Consider the following 18237-nt stretch of genomic DNA (forward strand, 5'->3'; position numbering starts at 1 on the left):
ACGTCGTGAGGGCGGGTTAAGCCTGCCCCTCACCTTCGTCCGGGCCATCTTCATAATAGTCTGGCGCCGGGATCATGCCCAGCGCATGCTTATAAAGATCAAGCACGGCTTCTTGTTCCTGACGCTCATGAGCTTCTTGCTTGCGCAATTTAACCACCTGACGCATGACCTTCACGTCATATCCATTGCCCTTTGCCTCGGCATAGACATCACGAATGTCGTCAGAAATCGACTTTTTCTCTTCTTCCAGTCGCTCAATGCGTTCGATATAGGCACGCAATTGTTCGCGGGCGACGCTTGTTTGTCCCATGACACTTATTTCCCGAGCAATTAAATTTGCCCTATGTGACGCAAATCACCGGGCAAAGGCAACCGCCAATAAATTATTTCCACCAATCTGATCTGTGCACCGAACCAAATCTTATAAATCGGGTCTGCATAAAGTTAAAAACCGCCACAGAACGGTCCAATAATCGGTATAGCGATTGACACAAATCTCCCAATAGCTACAACTCATGGGGTCGTGACCTTGTTTTTTGAAACCAAAAAAATGCCAGTGCGCTTCGCGTTTATCGCAATGATTTGCCTGTCCCTATTTGCCGCTTTACCTGTCGTGGCGGCCAAAGCAGATTTGCGTGTATGCAACCAAACTGAAAATCCCGTCGCCATTGCCATCGGCTTTAAAGCTGAAAATGGCTGGCAGTCTGAAGGATGGTGGGTTGCAGAAAAAGAAAGCTGCGCGTTGGTTTTTAATGGCCCGTTGAATGAGCAGCCCTCACAGTTTTTCTATCTCCACGCTGTGGATGATGTGAGCGGGGGTGTTTGGGGCGGACGCATTTATATGTGCACCCGTGATAAAGCATTCACAATCTTTGGCGAAAAAGACTGTCTAGCGCGCGGCTATGAACGGACTGGCTTTATGGAAGTCGACACCGAGAACAATACGGATTGGACAGTTCAGCTCACCGAGACTGATCTGCAACCCCTGGAGACACAATGAGACGCCAACGCAAAGTTAAAATTCTGGCCACCCTGGGCCCCGCATCAAACAATCAAGACACCATCGAACAATTGGCGCGCGCGGGCGCCGACCTGTTCCGCATCAATATGAGCCACGCCAGCCACGAAGTGCTGAATGAAACGATGGCCAATATTCGTAGCGTCGAGCAAAAGGTCAAACGCCCCATCGGCGTGCTTGTCGATTTGCAAGGCCCGAAACTGCGTGTGGGCAAGTTTGCCGATGGCGCCGTGGAACTGAACACCGGCGACATCATCACCTTTGACCAGTCTAATACTCCAGGCAGCAAAGAACGGGTAGAACTGCCGCACCCTGAAATTTTTGAGGCCATCAAGCCCAACCACACATTATTGCTGGATGATGGCAAGCTTGAGCTGATCGCCAAAAAATGCACGGCCACGGCAATTGAATGTGAAGTGGTGCATGGCGGCAAGTTGTCTGATCGTAAAGGCGTCAGCCTGCCCAACACCTTGTTGGGTGTCGGTGCCCTCACCGATAAAGACCGCGCCGACCTCGTTGCAGGTCTTGATGCCGGGGCCGATTGGGTTGCGCTTTCTTTCGTGCAGCGCCCGGAAGATATTATCGATGTGCGCAAAACCGTTCAGGGCCGCGCAGGCGTTTTGGCCAAAATCGAAAAGCCACAGGCCATTGAGCGGCTGGAAGAGATCATCAAACTTTCTGATGCCATCATGATCGCCCGCGGCGATTTGGGCGTTGAAATGCCATTGGAAACGGTGCCCGGCCTGCAAAAGCGCATGATCCGCATGGCACGGCAACAAGGCAAGCCAGTTGTGGTGGCAACACAAATGCTCGAATCCATGATTAACAGCCCCGTTCCAACCCGCGCGGAAGTCTCCGATGTGGCGACAGCCGTTTTTGAAGGCGCTGATGCGGTGATGCTTTCCGCTGAGTCTGCTGCAGGTGATTATCCGGTGGAAGCGGTAAACACAATGAACAAGGTTGCCGTCGCGGTAGAAAATGATGTCCTTTATCAAGGCATTATTCGTCGGCAGGAAATCACGCCAGATGCAACCGCTGCGGACGCCATTTCCGCCGCCACCCGTCAGGTGGCTGAAACTTTGGATCTCGCTGCCATCGTTTGCTACACATCTTCTGGCTCCACCGGCATTCGCGTGTCGCGCGAGCGACCAGAGAAGCCAATCATCGCCCTTTCACCAAAGGATTCGACCGTGCGTCGTCTGTCCTTGATTTGGGGCCTGCACTGCGTGCGCACCGAAGATGCGGTGAATTTGGATGATGTTGTGGATCGCGCCTGTTCCATCGCCTATCGCGAAGGGTTCGCCCGTCCCGGTGACCGTGTGGCCATCACCGCAGGCGTGCCGCTGGGCACACCCGGCGCCACCAACATGCTGCGCATTGCCTTTGTTGGCCAAGACGGCATGGGATCTTCATAAGGTTTTTCGACCTACCGTACACACAAAAATGCCCGCCAATTTGGCGGGCATTTTTAATTCAGCCACAACAACGGCCTCATATTAAATCGTCGCACCTACAGGGCTTCTTCACCCATTTCGCCGGTACGAACACGAACGGCTTGCTCCAAATCCAACACAAAGATTTTGCCGTCGCCAATTTTGTTCTCTGTGGCCGCGCCGCGAATAGCCTCGATTGCGGCGTCCACCTTATCGCTGCCAACGGCTATTTCGAGCTTCAATTTCGGCACATAGGAAATCTCATATTCAGCCCCACGATATATTTCAGTGTGGCCGCGTTGCCGCCCATATCCACGCACTTCAGTTACCGTCATGCCGAAAACGTCCAGCGCGCCCATGGCTTCGCGCACCTCTTCCAGCTTATGCGGTTTGATCATTGCTACGATATATTTCATGGTTTCCCCCTAGTGCCGATAGCCCGTTTCGCCATGCACAGTTAAATCTAGACCCGAAGTCTCTTCGTCCTGACCAACGCGCAGCCCGACCCATTTCTTAGTCAACCACACCAATATAATCGTGACAAGAAGCGACCAAATGGCTGTGGCAACAACGCCAACCAGCTGCACGCCAAATTGCGACAATGCGTTTTGGCCCTCTGCATAGCCCACAGCGCCCGGGCCAAAACCAAGCAACAATGCAACCAACAAAGTGCCAGTCGCGCCGCCAATGCCATGCACAGCCAACACGTCCAACGAGTCATCAATGTTGAAGCGGTGCTTCACCAGATCTACGGCGTAAAAACACACAAAGCCACCAACAAGACCAAGCACAATGCCGCCCATTGGGCCCACCGAACCGGAGGCCGGGGTGATCGTCGCCAAACCTGCAATCGTGCCAGTAACAATGCCGACGATGCTGGGCTTTCCAAAGCGTACCCATTCAATGACCATCCACACCAAAGACGCTGTGGCCGCAGAAAGGTGCGTGACCAAAATCGCCATGCTGGCATTGCCATCAGCAGCAACTGCACTGCCGCCATTAAAGCCGAACCAGCCGACCCAGAGCAAAGACGCCCCAACCATCACCATCCATGGCGCATGCGGCGGGCGCACATTTTTGGGAAACCCATCCCGCGCACCCAAGAAAACAGCGATAGCAGCGGCGGACACACCGGCGGTCACGTGCACCACAATGCCCCCGGCAAAATCGATGACGCCCATTTGCGCCAACCAGCCGCCGCCCCAAACCCAATGGGTCACCGGCACATAAACCAGCATCAACCAGAGCGAAGAAATGATCAAAACAGCCGAGAATTTAATCCGCTCGACGAAGGCACCCACCATCAAAGCGGGCGTGATGATCGCGAATGTCATCTGGAACATGATCCAAAGACTTTCCGGAATGGTGCCGCTCAGCCCATCACGTTCCAGCCCTGCCAAACCAAAACGGCTCAACCCGCCAATCCATGCGTTTCCATCCGTAAAGGCCAGCGAATAGCCCGCAACAACCCATAAGATGGAGGCGACGCAAGCGATCGCAACACAATGCATAAGAACCGACAAAATGTTTTTTGACTGCACAAGCCCTGCGTAAAAAAGGGCAAGCCCCGGCATGGTCATCAGCAATACCAATGCTGATGCCACAAGTATCCAACTTGTATCTGCTGCTATCATAATTCTCCCCCCATGATAGATGCCTAAATTTTAGGCAGCGCGGCAATATTGCCCCATAAAAAGCAAAATTTGAAGTCTTCTGGTTTAAATCCGGTTCGGCAAGCTGCAAATCCTAGGCCCAACACGGCACGATAAGTCTTTGGGCAGCTCGTTTTTGCACAAAATAAATGCATATTTCTTGTTGACCTGGAGTAGGCTCCAGCACTTACAAGTCCAAAGGCAACCAACTGAAGGCAATGATATGTTTATTGGTGAACTCTCTAAACAGACCAAACTCAGCATCGACACGCTGCGCTATTATGAAAAGATCGGGCTGATCGCAAATGTCACCCGCGATCGTGGTGGCCGGCGCGTCTATGATGAAAGTCTGATTGCATGGATCGAATTTGTGAAAGTCCTCAAGGCCACCGGCATGCCGCTCAAACATATGGTTGACTATGCGCAATTGCGCCAGCAGGGACCACAAACCACCCAAGACCGCATGTCGATCTTACAAGACCATTTTCAGCATATCCAAACTCAGTTGGCACACTTGCAAACCTGTCATGATTTGGTGGAGGCCAAAATCAACACCTATGCCCAAGCACTTGCGGATGGAAGCAACATCCCCATTGGGTCCTGCAATGCCTTCACCGCCACCAACGAGGAAAAAACGAATGAGCACAGCTCTTGAACGCGGCCGCACGCTTGCTGCGAAGCTGAATCCCAGTTTGGAAGTAACCCTGGCCGACCGGTACGACCAAGCCGTGCCAAATTTTGCCGAAACACTGATTGAACATGCCTATGGCCGCATTTATGCCCGCGAGGGACTTGATCTAAAAACCCGCCAATTGATCACCATTGGCGCTTTGACCGCGCTGGGCGGGCAGACAGCACCGCAGCTGAAAATCAACATCCAACATGCGCAGGCGCAGGGCGCGAGCAAAACGGAAATCTATGAGACCATCATGCAAATGTCGCTATATGGCGGCCTTCCTGCCGCCATCAATGCGCTGAATACCGCAAATGATTATTTTGCCGACAGCGAGATGGCTGAGCCACAGGTCTAAAACCTATCCTGCCAAAAATCCATCAATAAGGGTCGCAACATTGCGGCCCAAATCGTCCACAGCATAGCCACCTTCCATCACAAAAAGTGTCGGCACATTTGCCGTTTTCAGGAGGGTGCCAATGGCGGGCATATCGGCATAGGTCAGCTTGAATTGCGAAATGGGATCGCCTTCAAAAAAATCGACACCCAATGAAATCACCAAATAGTCAGGCGCATAGCTGTTGATCTCAGCAAGCCCGGCCCCAATGGCGGCCATCAAAGCATCTGCCGTTGTGCCGAGCGGCAAAGGGTAATTGAAATTATGGCCGTGTCCCTGGCCAACGCCCTTTTCATCTGCATGGCCGAGAAAATAGGGATATTCATCCATCGGGTCCGCATGCACCGACAAAAACTGCACGTCCGCCCGATCATAAAAGATCGATTGCGTGCCATTGCCATGATGATAGTCGACATCAAATATTGAAACGCGCTGCGCCCCTTGGTCACGTAAATATTGTGCAGCAATGGCGGCATTGTTGAAAAAACAATAGCCCCCATAATAATCCTTGCCCGCATGGTGCCCCGGCGGACGACAAAGCGCGAATGATGCCTGATCACCGTGCAACAGCGCTGATGCCCCATTCAGAGCGCTCTGCGCCGATGCGTAGGCCGCGCCAAAGGTTTTGTCCGTCAGTGGCGTGCCAGCATCAAAGGAATAATGGCCCAATTTGCCATCCAAATGATTGGGCACCCGATCCGTGCGGAAGTCCCGTCCCGGCCACACAAAGGGGAACCCTTCTCCCGAACGCCCCGCTTCGGCCCACAAAGCACCAAAGGCCGCAAGAAAATCAATATAGGCCCTATCATGCACCTGCGCGATGGGGTCACGACCAAAGTCTTGCTGCGGCTTATGCTCAATCTGCGGCAGCTTCATCAGCGCGTCGAAAATCATTTCAGCGCGCTTGGGCACTTCCACCGCATCCACCAGCTTGCCGTCTGAGATTTCTTTTTTCGGATCATGGTCCAATTGGGTGGGGGAGAAAAACAGCTGCATAAAGCCTCCGGCTGCACAAAAGAAAAGGTCGGCGACAAGCACCGACCTTAAACTTTAATAACACAGTGTAAAGCGCTTAGCCCTGACGAGCTTTGAACCGCTTGTTCACTTTGTTGATGATATAGATGCGACCGCGACGGCGTACGACCTTATTGTCGCGATGCCGGGTGCGCAACGCCTTGATGGAATTTTTGATTTTCATTCCGGTCACCCTTCACATTCATAAAAATAGGCGCCACAGGCGCCAAATAAGTTGGCTGGAAACTATGAAGAAAAAGTCCCCTTGTCAACGCCCAATTGCAGCAAATGGCTGAATCTCACGCGAGTTATTTCGAAATTCACACCAAATAAGTCAGGGCGCGATCTCTCGCGCCCCTTATTACACTAAACGATCAGCTTTTCCAGCTCATCATGTTCCGCCACATAGTGGCCCGGCTTTACTTCATCCAAGCGCGGCACATAATCGAGTTGATTGGCCTCAATTTTGGATGGCATAAACCGCAACTTGGCGGTCGGGTCCATCGGCGACGGCAATTCACCCGGCAGTTTGATCCGCTTCCGAGACCGCTCCAACTTCGGATCGGGAATCGGCACAGCTGAAATCAATTGCTTGGTATAAGGATGCCGTGGATCTTTATAAATCTCATGGCGATCCGCCAACTCCACGATACGTCCAAGATACAGCACCATAATGCGGTGAGAAACCTCACGCACCACAGACAAATCGTGTGAGATGAACAGCAAGGACAGATCAAAATCTTCCTGCAAATCCATCAACAGCTCAATAATCTGCGCCTGAATGGACACGTCCAAAGCCGATACAGCTTCGTCACACACCACCAGCTTGGGCTCCATAATCATCGCCCGCGCAATGCCCACGCGTTGGTTTTGACCACCGGACAATTCGTGCGGATAGCGGTTGATCATATGCTGGGGCAGCCCAACACGTTCCATGATCTTCGCCACTTTCGCCTTCATTTCCTTGCGCGACATATCGGGCCGGAAAGTTTGAAGCGGTTCCATAATCGAATCGGCAATGGTCATGCGTGGATCCAAGCTTGCCAGTGGATCCTGGAACACAATTTGCAGATCTTTCCGCTTTTTGTTCAGCTCTTTCCGGTTGAGGCCAGAAAGCGGGCTGCCCAGCCAGCTCACCGCACCAGCGGTTGGCGGGATAAGCTGCAACACGGCCCGGGCCAGCGTGGACTTACCACAGCCACTCTCGCCCACAATGCCCAATGTTTCACCCGGACGCAGGGTAAAGGTCACCCCATCCACGGCTTTCAAGGGCACTCGTTTCGGCCACCAGCCCTCATTGATCTTGATGTCGAATTCGACACGCACATCATCAACCGTCAAGAACTCCTGATCGCGGCCCTTCTCGTCATATTCTTTGAGCTTGCGATTGGTGGCTTTATCTGGCTGGTCGATCCGTGGCATCGCATCCAACAACATTTTGGTGTAGTCGTGCTGCGGACTATAGAAGATATCGTCTGCCGTACCTTCTTCCACATATACGCCATCCTTCATCACCTGAATACGATCGCACATACGCGCCACCACACCCATATCGTGGGTGATCAAGGCAATCGCGGTGTTGCTGTCTTTTTTCAACTCGTCCATCAGATCGAGAATTTCAGCCTGAACGGTCACGTCCAGCGCTGTGGTTGGCTCATCAGCAATCAGCAATTCGGGCTCGCACAACATGGACATGGCGATCATCACCCGTTGCCGCATGCCGCCAGAAAGCTCATGCGGATATTGCTCCAAGCGCTGTTTCGCGTCGGAAATCCGCACCCGCTCCAGCCATTCAAGGCTTTTGCGTGCCGCGTCTTCGCCACGTACGTCGGTGTGAAGTTTCAACACCTCAGTCATTTGATCAAGAACGGTCATATGTGGCGTGAGGCTGGTCAATGGATCCTGAAAGATCATGGTCATATATTTACCACGGATCTTGTTCAGCTGTTGCACCGGCATGCCCAAAATGGATTTGCCGTGGAACAACACATCACCTGTTGCAATACCATTGTTGGCCAAAAGCCCCATGGCCGTCATAAAGGTCTGGCTTTTGCCGGACCCGGATTCCCCGACGATGCCAAGGCATTCGCCGCGATTAATGTGTAGATTTACGCCCCGCACCGCATCCACGCGGCCATCAGGGGTGTCGAAAGACACATTCAGGTCGTTGACCTGCAATACTGTGTTGTCATCAGCCTTACTCATGCGGCTTCCCCTTTATTGGCGTTTCGTCCTGTTGTGGTGCTCCGGTCCGGCAAAGCAAAAAGCCGGACAGCGTGAAAACAAGTCATATTCATGCATCCTTTCTTTTGCTTAGCGGTCTTTCGGGTCAAGCGCATCGCGCAACCCGTCACCGATAAAGAAGAAACAAAATAGCCCAACAATGAAGAAGGCCAATGGGAAACCCAATTGCCAAATCACACCATATTGCATGGTCTTTGCGCCTTCATTGATCAAAGCACCCCATGAGGTCAAAGGTTCTTGAACACCCAAACCAAGGAAGGAGATAAAGCTTTCGGTCAAAATAAGACTTGGCACCAGCAACGAGGCATAAACAATTACGACGCCCAAAAGGTTAGGCACCACATGCCGCATAATAATGGTGAAGCTGCCAACGCCGGAGGCGATAGCGGCTTCAATGAATTCCTTGTTTTTAATCGACAAGGTTTGACCACGTACAATACGCGCCATATCCATCCAGGCAAAAAGCCCGATACCCACAAACAACATTTGCAGCGAGCGGCCAAAAACCACCAACAACAAGATCAACACAAACATGTACGGCACGGACAAAAGCAAATCCACGATCCGCATCATGATGTTATCTGTTGTGCCGCCAACATAGCCGGAAATCGCCCCGTAGAGCGTTCCAACGACCACCGCGACGGCAGCGCCAAGGAAACCAACTGTCAGCGAAATCTGCGTTCCCTGCAAAGTCCTCGCAAAGATGTCACGACCCAAATCATCAGTGCCGAAATAATGGCCTGTTGCGATGGAGGGATAGCCCAATGTGGCGGCGTTGCCCATTGTGCCCCAGTCGATGGTTTCATAGTCCCAAGGCGCAAATAGCGGCCCCACGAACGACAAAATGGTAATCAAGGCCAGCACAACTACGCTGACCACTGCGGCTTTGTTTCGCACAAAACGCGCCATGGCATCTTGCCATAGAGAGCGTCCTTTGATGGCATGCTGCTCAACAATATTTTCAGCGAGAGCATCCATTTTTTCACTTTTAGCAATCATGTTCTGCCCTCCCTATGACAAGCGAATGCGTGGATCGAGCCAAGCATAAACAATGTCAACGATCATATTGAACGTAATGGTCAATACACCAATCAAAATGGTAATCCCCATCATCACCGAATAGTCACGGTTAAAAGCAGAGTTCACAAAATACTGCCCCATCCCGCCTGTGCTGAAATACATATCCACCACAACCGAACCGGTGGCCATGCCCACAAAGGCCGGCCCAAGATAAGAGATAACGGGCATCAAAGCAGGCTTTAGCGCATGTTTGAGAATAACCTTCCGCTCTGAAAGACCTTTCGCCTTTGCTGTGCGGATAAAGTTGGAGTTCAACACTTCAAGCATTGAGGAGCGCGCAAGACGGGCGATGTTCGCCATATAGCTGGTCGACAACGCGATCACTGGCATGATGACATATTCAATCTGCCCACCGTTCCAACCGCCGCCAGGCAGATAATATTGCCCGTCGGTTAGCCTGAACAGGCCAAGCGTGAAGATCAACACCAAGATCGGCGCCATCACAAAGTTTGGCAAAACCTGCGCACTGATTGAGATACCAACAGCGGTATAATCCATCGCTGTGTTGTGGCGAATTGCGGCAACGATACCGAGCGTCAAACCAACAACCACCGCAAAGATAAAGGACCAAATCCCGTAGGTTAGCGTCACAGGAAAGCCCTGTGAGATGATGTCGTTAACCGATCTGTCGCGGTATTTAAAAGATGGGCCAAAGTCAAAATTCGTGACGATGTTCCATATGTAGTTCCAGATTTGAACTGGCAAAGGATCATTCAAGCCGTAGCGTGCTTCAATGTTTTTCAGCACTTCTGGGGGCAATGCCCGCTCAGTGGTGAAGGGCCCACCTGGAGCCGCATACATCAGCAAGAATGATGCGATAATCAAAATCAACAGTGTGGGAATCGCATACCCGACACGTCGAACAATAAAACTGAACATTTTTGTAAAACCCTGCTTCCCTAAATGTGGGTCCTTTTAGGCGATCCACATATGCGTGCGGACAGCGTGAACCTTCACATTATGCTTCCTTAACTTCCCCCAACATCGCATAACCCCCGATACGCGATAGGCAAGATAAAGAGACACCGCGCGAGACACTCAAGCCTCGCGCGGTGCACAAATTGTTATTCAGCTACCTTATAAAGGTCACGGCTGTACCAGTTTTGCTCAACGTTTTCGAAAGGCCAGCCTTTCAAATTGTCTTTGAGCATAATCACGCCAGCATAGTGATACACTGGGATCACAGGCATTTCTTCTGCCAAAATCTGCTCCACACGAGTGTAGTTATCTTGTGGGTTATCAGATGTTTTCGCAGCTACCATCAATTCGTCAACTTCGGCATTTGAATATTTGCCGTCATTGTAGCCTGATGGAGTTGTCACGAGATCCAAGAATGTGGATGCTTCGTTGTAGTCACCACACCATGCGCCACGTGCCAATTCAAAGTCTTGGTTACCACGTGTTTCAAGGAATGTTTTCCATTCCATGTTTGCAAGTGTCGCTTCAACACCCAATTTCTGCTTCCACATTTGAGACATGGCTACAGCAATTTTCTTGTGGCCTTCAGATGTGTTGTAAAGCATATCAAACTGCAATGGATTGTCTGAACCATAACCTGCTTCAGCCAAAAGTTCTTTCGCCTTGGCGTCACGCTCCGCTTGGGTCATGCCTGCAAAATCAACATCAGGAACTTCAAAGCCTGCGGTTGCAGCTGGTGTAAAGGTGTAAGCTTCGAACTGACCACCTTGAAGCACCTGGTCGGTGATCACTTTACGGTCCACAGCATATGCAAGCGCTTTACGTACCCGTACATCTTTGAAGGCTTCAGGGCCTTTGTCAGACAAGTTGAAAGTGTAGTAATAGTTACACAGACGTGGGAATGAGTGTGCCTCATCTGGCATTTCTTCTTCCAACGCAGGATATTGACCAGCAGGAACCTCGGTCTTATCCAACTCACCTGCACGGTAACGTGTCAAAGCAACATTTTCATCGTTGATCACCAAAGTCACAACCTTATCCAAGATTGTATCTTCGTTGTTCCAATACATTTCGTTGCGCTCACGAACGGTACGCTCGTTCAGCACCCATTCGGTCAACTTGTATGCGCCGTTTGAAACCATGTTCTCAGGGCGTGTCCATGAGTCACCATGCTCTTCAATTGTGGCTTGGTGTGTTGGGAATGTTGTTGCGTGCGTGACCATTGACGCGAAGTAAGGCAAAGCTGAAGTCAGCTTAACGCGCAATGTTTTGTCATCAACAGCTTCTACACCCAGTTCTGATGGGTCTTTTTCGCCAGCAACAACTTCTGAGCCGTTTTCAATCGACATCAAATCCATGTACCAAGCATATGGTGAGGCTGTGGCTGGATCAGCTGCGCGACGCCATGCATAAACAAAATCACCGGCGGTTACAGGATCACCGTTTGACCATTTGGCATCATCACGCAAATTAAATGTATAAACTGTATTGCCTTCGCTTGCTTCCCAGCTTTCAGCTACACCTGGGATCAGGTTGCCTTCTGCATCTTGGTTCAACAAGCCCTCAAACAAATCGCGAATAATATCTGAACCAGATACGTCTTCGTTCAATTGTGGGTCAAGTGTTGGGATACCATCGAGCAAACGATAGGTGAATGTTTGATCCGCCGCCAGCTTTTCGCCGGTCTCTGGATGCACATGGCTGTCCGCATATGCGCCGCTTGTCATGGCAGCAACAACTGCTGTCGCAGACGCCATTTTTAACATTGTGGTAAACTTCATAAAACTACTCTCCCTAGTAGACGTTTCCCTGTCGGTCTTGCTGTAATTAGCTGCCGACTTAAATAAGACAGTTACAAAGTGCAACTGTCCGACAATCACCGTAACGCCCTCTTAAACCTTTTGGCAAGCGTCGAATCCGGGCAATTCCAAAAAATATGAGGGAAAATTCCCTATTTTTTTGGCGCCCATTCAACTCCCATGCCAATCAATCATATAGCATTGCGATACGGCGAATTGAGATTTCACCCCAAAATGGGATAAAAATAAACCCTTAATTTCGTTCAATAATCGCAGCGACCCCTTGACCACCGGCAGTGCAGACGGAAATCAGCGCCCGCTCTTTCTTTTGCCGTTCAAGCAAATTCACCGTTGCACCAAGAATACGCGCGCCTGTGGCGGCAAATGGGTGGCCATAGGCCACGCTGGAGCCGGTCAAATTAACCTTTCTCAGATCAATTTTCCCCAACGGCTTGTCCCGATCCAAAACTTGCTTGTTGTAAGTCTTGTCGGCAAACGCTTTCACAGTGCACAACAACACAGCCGCAAAGGCTTCGTGAATTTCGAATAGGTCGATATCCGCAAAGCTCAATTCTTCACGCTTCAGCATGTCTGAAACCGCAATGGTTGGCGCCATCAGCAGGCCGTCACCATGGGCAAAATCATTGGCGCTTACCGAACCGGTGCGCAAATAACCCAGGATCGGCAAACCACGTTCTTTCGCCCATTCTTCACTGGCCAGCAAAACAGAGGCTGCCCCGTCGGTCAGCGGCGTCGAGTTTGCCGCCGTCAAGGTGCCATGACCGGATTTGCGGTCAAAGCTTGGCTTCAAACTCGCCAGCTTTTCCATCGTGCTATCTGCGCGCACATTATTGTCACGCACAATGCCCGCATGGGGCACAATCAGATCATCATGGAAACCATCTTCATAGGCCTGCGCCGCTTTATGATGTGACCCCAAGGCCCACTCATCCTGCTCTTCGCGGCCAATGTCCCATTCGCGCGCCATCAACTCACAATGTTGGCCCATGGAAAGGCCCGTGCGCGGCTCAGCGGTGGAGGGTGCATTGGGCACAACTTCGCCAAAGCTAAAGCCTTTAAAAACGCCCAGCTTTTGGCCCAATGTTTTCGCCCGGCTCAAATTGATCATCCGCTTGGAGAATTTTGGTCCAAACACGATGGGGCTATCGCTAACGCTATCCGCGCCGCAAGCAATGCCGCTTTCAATTTCGCCAGTTGCGATTTTGGCACCAACCAGCAGCGCCGCCTGCAAAGACGTGCCGCAGGCAATCTGCACCGTCGTACCCGGTGTCGATGGGGCCAAACCCGCATTTAACGCCGCCTCACGTGCAATGTTAAAATCACGACTGTGATTGAGCACAACACCACCCATCACTTCATCAATATGGGTGTTGTTCAGCTTGTATTTATCCACCAAGCCCTTCAGGGCCCCCGTCATCATCGACAGGTTGGTTTCATCCCGATATCCCGTATGCGCCCGACAAAAGGGGATGCGGGCACTGCCAACAATCGCGACACGCTTGAGTGTTTTTGTCATATTCCCAAATCCCTATTCTTTATGCTTTGCCATCACGGCGCGCTTTAAGCGGCCCGCCAAGGAATGGCGCAAATCCTGTGCCGAAAATCACGCCAATGTCCGCCATATCTGCATCGGCGACAATGCCCTCTTTCACGCACACTTCACATTCATCAACCAAAGGCTGTACCAGATCGCGACCCAGGCCTTCATAATTGGCATGGGGTGCAGCTTCGCCCTTTTGGGCTTTGCCATCTTCCCACTTATAAAAGCCTTTGCCGGTTTTCCTTCCCAAATGCCCTTGGGACACGAGCGAGGCAAATTTGCCCCCCTCTTTCACTTCCTGGCCGAGCTCTTCCGCCACAGCTTTACCCACATCCAAGCCGACAACGTCCATCAGTTCAATCGGCCCCATCGGCATACCGAACGCGACTGCGGCCTTATCAATTTGCTCTGGGTTTTCACCATTCTCGACCCGCATCACGGCCTGCAGCATATAGGGCATCAACACGCGGTTGACCAAAAAGCCCTTCTCGCTTTTCACGATCACAGGGCTTTTACCAATAGCGGTACAAAAGCTCGCCCCCATGCGCACTTGCGCATCGGTGTTTTTAGCTTGCTTGATCACTTCAACCAGCGGCAATTGCGCCACCGGGTTAAAGAAGTGCAAACCGATCAGCCGTTTGGGCTGCTTCAGCACAGATGCGATATCTTCCAGCGGAATTGAGGATGTATTGGTCGCCATAATGGCGGTCTTTTTCATCTTCGGCTCAAGCTCAGCAAAAAGCTTTTGCTTAATCTCAAGTTTTTCTACAATCGCCTCAATCACCACATCAGCGCGGGACACGCCCTTGCCGTCCGGATCCGCCACCAAACGTGACACAGCCGCTTCCACGGCTTGTGGTTTTTTCAACCGTTTCTTGAATAGCTTTTTCGCCCGCTTTAAGGCTGGCTCAATCCGCTCCATATCCAAATCTTGCAGCGTCACTTCCATGCCGCGAGAGGCGCACCAAGCGGCAATATCGCCGCCCATCACGCCCGCGCCCACAACATGCACACGCCGGAACACAGGCTTTTCGCCTTTAACGCCTTGCGCTTTCAGTCCTTCAGACAAGAAGAAAACGCGACGCAGATTTTCCGCCGTATCGCTGGCCATCAAGTCCGGGAAATGCTCAATCTCTGCTTTAATGAAAGCCTTGGGATCATCTCCATATTTTTCATACAGATCGATCAGCTTATGCGGCGCCGGATAATGTTTGGGGTTGGCCTTATTTTTGGTCTGCTCGCGCATCTTATTGGCGGTATAGCCTTTGAGCGGCCCCATCGCCATAAAACGCTTGGTGAAACCTGCAGGCTTGGATTTTTGCCGCTGCATCACTGCCTTGCGGCCGGCCCAACGCAATTGATCGCGATGTTTGACCAACCGATCCACCAGGCCCATGCCTTTGGCTTGGCCCGCACGATAATTCTTGCCGGTGAGCATTGCCGTCATGGCCGCCACTGGCCCGGCCTGTCGGATCGAGCGCCCCGTGCCGCCAAAACCAGGGAAAATGCCCAACTTCACTTCAGGAAAGCCTAGCTTGGTTGAATCGTCATTGACCGCAATGCGGTAATGACAGGCCAGCGCCAACTCCAAACCGCCACCAAGGCAAAAGCCATGTATCCCAGCGACGATCGGAATGGACAGATTTTCGATCTTATTGAAAATCGCATGGGTCCGTTCCAGCGCTGCTGGCAGGATGGATGGATCGCTCATTTCATCAAACTCGCGTACATCCGCCCCGGCCACAAAGCCATTGTCTTTGGCCGAGAGCAACACCACACCAGCCAATTCGCCAGACGCCGCCAAATCTTCAAACCGCAACACCAAAGTTTCCAGCTCTTCAATGCAGGCGCGGCTGAGCACGTTCACTGGCGATTTTGGTGTATCAATCGTCAGCCAGCCAATTTGCTCCACGTCAATGTCGAAGTGCCAATATTTCAGCGTTGGCATTTTTGGTTGTGCCACAGTGTTCGCTCCCATTTAATTATTGTGCCGCAACAGTTTCGTCATCATCGCGATCTGCGCCCAAAGCGTTAGGGGCAAAATCATCAACTTGAATCACCTTGTCTGTTGCCTCATCGGCGGCCCGTAAAATGCCCGCCTCATTATCATTCAAAATACCTTTTTCAACGGCGTCATCAATAGCGTCGCGATCAAGACGTCGCGCAATCTCGCCCTTTTTCAACGCACGGATAAAGCGTTTTTCAATTTCTTCCGCTTCTTCTACCTTATGTAGCGTATCTTCCAAAATACCGGTCCGGTCCTCTGGATCAAAGCTGACAAAGATGTCACGGGTCAAGCGATCACGCTGCTCTGAGTGCCGCAACAAGGCTTTGGCCAAACGATAGTTTTCACGATCAGATGAGCCTTTGGCCCGACGACCAAGCGGGAACACAAGGAACCGCATCAACGTGCGCAGCAAAGCATTGGGGAAGTTGTTAAAGACCTGATCAAAGCTATGCTCGATGGCGGCAAACCGATCTTCTGCAATGGCTTGCACAATCGGCAAATCATCGGCGATCGCGCCGTCATCTTCCCAGCGCTTCAGCGTGGTCGACATCAAATAAAGGTCGGACAAAATGTCTGCCATGCGGCCAGAAATACGTTGCTTCCGCTTCAAGTCGCCGCCCAGGAAGGCCACAACCCAGTCGCCCACCAACGCAAAGTTTTGCGCGTAACGGTGCAGACGTTGGTAATAGATCTTGGTCGGGCCATTGCGTGGTGAGGACGCAAAGCGACCAAAGGTGAGGCTGTGCAAGAAGCTCGCCAAAATGTTCCGCAGCATAAAGCCAGTGTGGCCTGCAAAGGCTTTGTCGAATGCCTTTTGCCCTTCGGCCGTGTTCTCGTTCTGCGCTGCAGAGATTTCTTTATAAAGGAACGGGTGCGCCCGGAGTGCGCCCTGCGCAAAGGTGATCAAGGTACGGGTCAAAATATTTGCCCCTTCCACCGTAATCGCCACCGGCACCGCTTGGTAACCTGCAAACAAATAGTTGGATGGGCCATCACAAACCGCACGCCCGCCATGCACATCCATGGCGTCATTGATGCGCTCACGCATGGCATCGGTGGTGCGGTATTTCAGCAGCGCCGAAATCACAGAAGGCTTTTGCCCTTCATCCACCATCGCCGCAGTGGTCGCCCGCGCACCTTCATACATATAGGAGTCTTTGACCAACCGCGCGATAGGTTCCGCGACGCCCTCCATCATGCCGATGGAAATGCCGAACTGGCGGCGAATACGCGCATAGGCTGTGGTCACGCGCAAAGCTTGCTTGATGGACACAGTGCCAATGGCAGGCAATGAAATCGCCCGGCCCGTGGACAGACATTCCATCAGCATGCGCCAACCCTGGCCGCAATAATCCGTGCCGCCAATAATCCAGTCGAGCGGAATAAACACGTCTTTGCCGGAGTTTGGCCCATTCATAAAGGCCGACCGCGCCGGATAGTGACGGCGGCCAATATTCACGCCCTCATGGTCCGTTGGAATAAGTGCCAATGTGATGCCCACATTTGTGCCTTTGCCCAAGCGGTTTTCGGGGTCATATAGATTAAATGCAAGGCCAAGCAATGTGGCAACCGGACCAAGGGTAATGTACCGCTTGTCCCAGTTCAGCTTCACGCCCAACACTTTCTTGCCTTCGTGCATGCCCTCACACACCACGCCAACATCGCGCATACCTGCTGCGTCTGAACCCGCGTGCGGTGCGGTAAGCGCAAAACAAGGCACTTCTTTACCTGTCGCCAGGCGCTCGAGATATTTCTCTTTCTGGCCATCAGTGCCATATTTTTCAAGCAACTCGCCCGGCCCCAAAGAGTTGGGCACCATCACGGTGATACCCGCAGCAATAGAGCGGCCCGCAATCTTTGACACGATCATAGACTGCGCCTGTGCCGAAAAGCCCAAACCGCCATGATCTTTGGAAATCAACATGCCCAGGAATTTATTGTCTTTAAGATATTGCCAAACATCCTCTGGCATATCCGCCCGATTGTGACGCGTGTCCCAATCATCGATCATTTTGCACACTTCTTCGGTCGGCCCGTCCAAAAAGGCCCGTTCCTCATCGGTGAGGTGCGGCTTTTCAATGTCCAACAGCTTGTTCCACTGTGGGCGACCCGAAAATAGTTCAGCGTCCCAGCCGACGGTGCCCGCATCCAGGGCTTCTTGCTCAGTTCGTGAAACACGCGGCAAGATCGACTTTACGGCTTTATAAATATGGTTGGTCAACACCATGCGCCGGATCATCGGCACACTCAAAAGCAGGAACACAACACCGGGAATGAACGCCAGAATCGCTACAAAGTTGAGCGACAACGCCCCACCCAGCGCCAGTGCCAACGCGGCATAAGCCAGCGCCGCCAGGCCCCAAATGAAAAGTTTCGCCTCGACAATCGCCAAAGCGACAAACCCAACAATCAAAACAAGCGTCATTAATAGTGTCATTGC

General features: G+C 51.9%; 16 protein-coding genes. 4 read left to right on the forward strand and 12 right to left on the reverse strand.

What is annotated here, in order from left to right; genetic code table 11:
• Positions 1-16: 16 nt before the first annotated feature.
• Positions 17-310 (reverse strand): DUF2312 domain-containing protein, encoded by a 294-nt coding sequence (locus tag G549_RS0110635; RefSeq protein ID WP_027835012.1) that lies wholly within the window; start codon positions 308-310, stop codon positions 17-19.
• Positions 311-550: 240 nt separating this feature from the next.
• Between G549_RS0110635 and G549_RS0110640 the strand changes: the two genes are divergently transcribed.
• Positions 551-1000, forward strand: coding sequence for a DUF1036 domain-containing protein (locus tag G549_RS0110640; protein ID WP_027835013.1), 450 nt, complete (start codon positions 551-553; stop codon positions 998-1000).
• Complete coding sequence (gene pyk / locus G549_RS0110645) at positions 997-2433, forward strand: pyruvate kinase (RefSeq protein WP_027835014.1); 1437 nt, start codon at positions 997-999, stop codon at positions 2431-2433. Before G549_RS0110640 ends, pyk begins: the two co-directional genes overlap by 4 nt.
• Before the next feature lie 95 nt (positions 2434-2528).
• Here pyk and G549_RS0110650 read toward each other — a convergent pair whose 3' ends face one another.
• Positions 2529-2867 (reverse strand): P-II family nitrogen regulator, encoded by a 339-nt coding sequence (locus G549_RS0110650; RefSeq protein WP_027835015.1) that lies wholly within the window; start codon positions 2865-2867, stop codon positions 2529-2531.
• A gap of 9 nt (positions 2868-2876) precedes the next feature.
• Positions 2877-4085, reverse strand: coding sequence for an ammonium transporter (locus tag G549_RS19935; protein WP_036221899.1), 1209 nt, complete (start codon positions 4083-4085; stop codon positions 2877-2879).
• A gap of 241 nt (positions 4086-4326) precedes the next feature.
• On the opposite strand from G549_RS19935, the gene G549_RS19940 reads away from it, so the two are divergent.
• Positions 4327-4758: a MerR family transcriptional regulator gene (locus G549_RS19940; protein WP_051213627.1), complete on the forward strand. Its 432-nt coding sequence runs from the start codon at positions 4327-4329 to the stop codon at positions 4756-4758.
• On the forward strand, positions 4742-5134 hold the full coding sequence (locus tag G549_RS0110665; protein ID WP_027835016.1) for a carboxymuconolactone decarboxylase family protein: 393 nt from the start codon (positions 4742-4744) through the stop codon (positions 5132-5134). Before G549_RS19940 ends, G549_RS0110665 begins: the two co-directional genes overlap by 17 nt.
• Positions 5135-5137: 3 nt before the next feature.
• Here G549_RS0110665 and G549_RS0110670 read toward each other — a convergent pair whose 3' ends face one another.
• The 9 genes from G549_RS0110670 to G549_RS0110710 all read right to left on the reverse strand — a co-directional run bounded on the left by G549_RS0110670 (position 5138) and on the right by G549_RS0110710 (position 18234).
• On the reverse strand, positions 5138-6169 hold the full coding sequence (locus G549_RS0110670) for a histone deacetylase family protein (RefSeq protein WP_027835017.1): 1032 nt from the start codon (positions 6167-6169) through the stop codon (positions 5138-5140).
• Positions 6170-6245: 76 nt separating this feature from the next.
• A complete protein-coding gene (ykgO, locus tag G549_RS0110675) occupies positions 6246-6371 on the reverse strand; it encodes a type B 50S ribosomal protein L36 (protein WP_027835018.1) in 126 nt (41 codons plus the stop codon).
• A 182-nt stretch (positions 6372-6553) separates the two neighbouring features.
• Entirely contained in the window at positions 6554-8392 is a 1839-nt protein-coding gene (locus tag G549_RS0110680) for an ABC transporter ATP-binding protein (RefSeq protein WP_027835019.1), read from the reverse strand.
• A 108-nt stretch (positions 8393-8500) separates the two neighbouring features.
• Complete coding sequence (locus G549_RS0110685) at positions 8501-9430, reverse strand: ABC transporter permease subunit (RefSeq protein WP_027835020.1); 930 nt, start codon at positions 9428-9430, stop codon at positions 8501-8503.
• A 12-nt stretch (positions 9431-9442) separates the two neighbouring features.
• A complete protein-coding gene (gene oppB / locus G549_RS0110690; RefSeq protein ID WP_027835021.1) occupies positions 9443-10390 on the reverse strand; it encodes an oligopeptide ABC transporter permease OppB in 948 nt (315 codons plus the stop codon).
• Positions 10391-10575: 185 nt separating this feature from the next.
• Positions 10576-12210, reverse strand: a complete 1635-nt coding sequence (locus G549_RS0110695; RefSeq protein ID WP_027835022.1) for a peptide ABC transporter substrate-binding protein — start codon at positions 12208-12210, stop codon at positions 10576-10578.
• A 271-nt stretch (positions 12211-12481) separates the two neighbouring features.
• On the reverse strand, positions 12482-13765 hold the full coding sequence (locus tag G549_RS0110700) for an acetyl-CoA C-acetyltransferase (RefSeq protein ID WP_027835023.1): 1284 nt from the start codon (positions 13763-13765) through the stop codon (positions 12482-12484).
• A gap of 19 nt (positions 13766-13784) precedes the next feature.
• Positions 13785-15752, reverse strand: a complete 1968-nt coding sequence (locus tag G549_RS0110705; RefSeq protein WP_246778366.1) for a 3-hydroxyacyl-CoA dehydrogenase NAD-binding domain-containing protein — start codon at positions 15750-15752, stop codon at positions 13785-13787.
• Between the two features lie 19 nt (positions 15753-15771).
• Positions 15772-18234 carry an acyl-CoA dehydrogenase gene (locus tag G549_RS0110710; protein WP_027835025.1) on the reverse strand — a complete coding sequence of 821 codons (2463 nt, stop codon included), beginning with the start codon at positions 18232-18234 and terminating at the stop codon, positions 15772-15774.
• Positions 18235-18237: the final 3 nt, after the last annotated feature.

This window comes from Maritalea myrionectae DSM 19524 (genome assembly GCF_000423365.1).
Classification (GTDB): domain Bacteria; phylum Pseudomonadota; class Alphaproteobacteria; order Rhizobiales; family Devosiaceae; genus Maritalea; species Maritalea myrionectae.

Bases quoted from the DNA above. Each gene is read 5' to 3' on its own strand.
- G549_RS0110635 (WP_027835012.1), bottom strand. From the start codon at position 310: ATGGGACAAACAAGCGTCGCCCGCGAACAATTGCGTGCCTATATCGAA.
- G549_RS0110640 (WP_027835013.1), top strand. From the start codon at position 551: ATGCCAGTGCGCTTCGCGTTTATCGCAATGATTTGCCTGTCCCTATTT.
- pyk (WP_027835014.1), top strand. From the start codon at position 997: ATGAGACGCCAACGCAAAGTTAAAATTCTGGCCACCCTGGGCCCCGCA.
- G549_RS0110650 (WP_027835015.1), bottom strand. From the start codon at position 2,867: ATGAAATATATCGTAGCAATGATCAAACCGCATAAGCTGGAAGAGGTG.
- G549_RS19935 (WP_036221899.1), bottom strand. From the start codon at position 4,085: ATGATAGCAGCAGATACAAGTTGGATACTTGTGGCATCAGCATTGGTA.
- G549_RS19940 (WP_051213627.1), top strand. From the start codon at position 4,327: ATGTTTATTGGTGAACTCTCTAAACAGACCAAACTCAGCATCGACACG.
- G549_RS0110665 (WP_027835016.1), top strand. From the start codon at position 4,742: ATGAGCACAGCTCTTGAACGCGGCCGCACGCTTGCTGCGAAGCTGAAT.
- G549_RS0110670 (WP_027835017.1), bottom strand. From the start codon at position 6,169: ATGCAGCTGTTTTTCTCCCCCACCCAATTGGACCATGATCCGAAAAAA.
- ykgO (WP_027835018.1), bottom strand. From the start codon at position 6,371: ATGAAAATCAAAAATTCCATCAAGGCGTTGCGCACCCGGCATCGCGAC.
- G549_RS0110680 (WP_027835019.1), bottom strand. From the start codon at position 8,392: ATGAGTAAGGCTGATGACAACACAGTATTGCAGGTCAACGACCTGAAT.
- G549_RS0110685 (WP_027835020.1), bottom strand. From the start codon at position 9,430: ATGATTGCTAAAAGTGAAAAAATGGATGCTCTCGCTGAAAATATTGTT.
- oppB (WP_027835021.1), bottom strand. From the start codon at position 10,390: ATGTTCAGTTTTATTGTTCGACGTGTCGGGTATGCGATTCCCACACTG.
- G549_RS0110695 (WP_027835022.1), bottom strand. From the start codon at position 12,210: ATGAAGTTTACCACAATGTTAAAAATGGCGTCTGCGACAGCAGTTGTT.
- G549_RS0110700 (WP_027835023.1), bottom strand. From the start codon at position 13,765: ATGACAAAAACACTCAAGCGTGTCGCGATTGTTGGCAGTGCCCGCATC.
- G549_RS0110710 (WP_027835025.1), bottom strand. From the start codon at position 18,234: ATGACACTATTAATGACGCTTGTTTTGATTGTTGGGTTTGTCGCTTTG.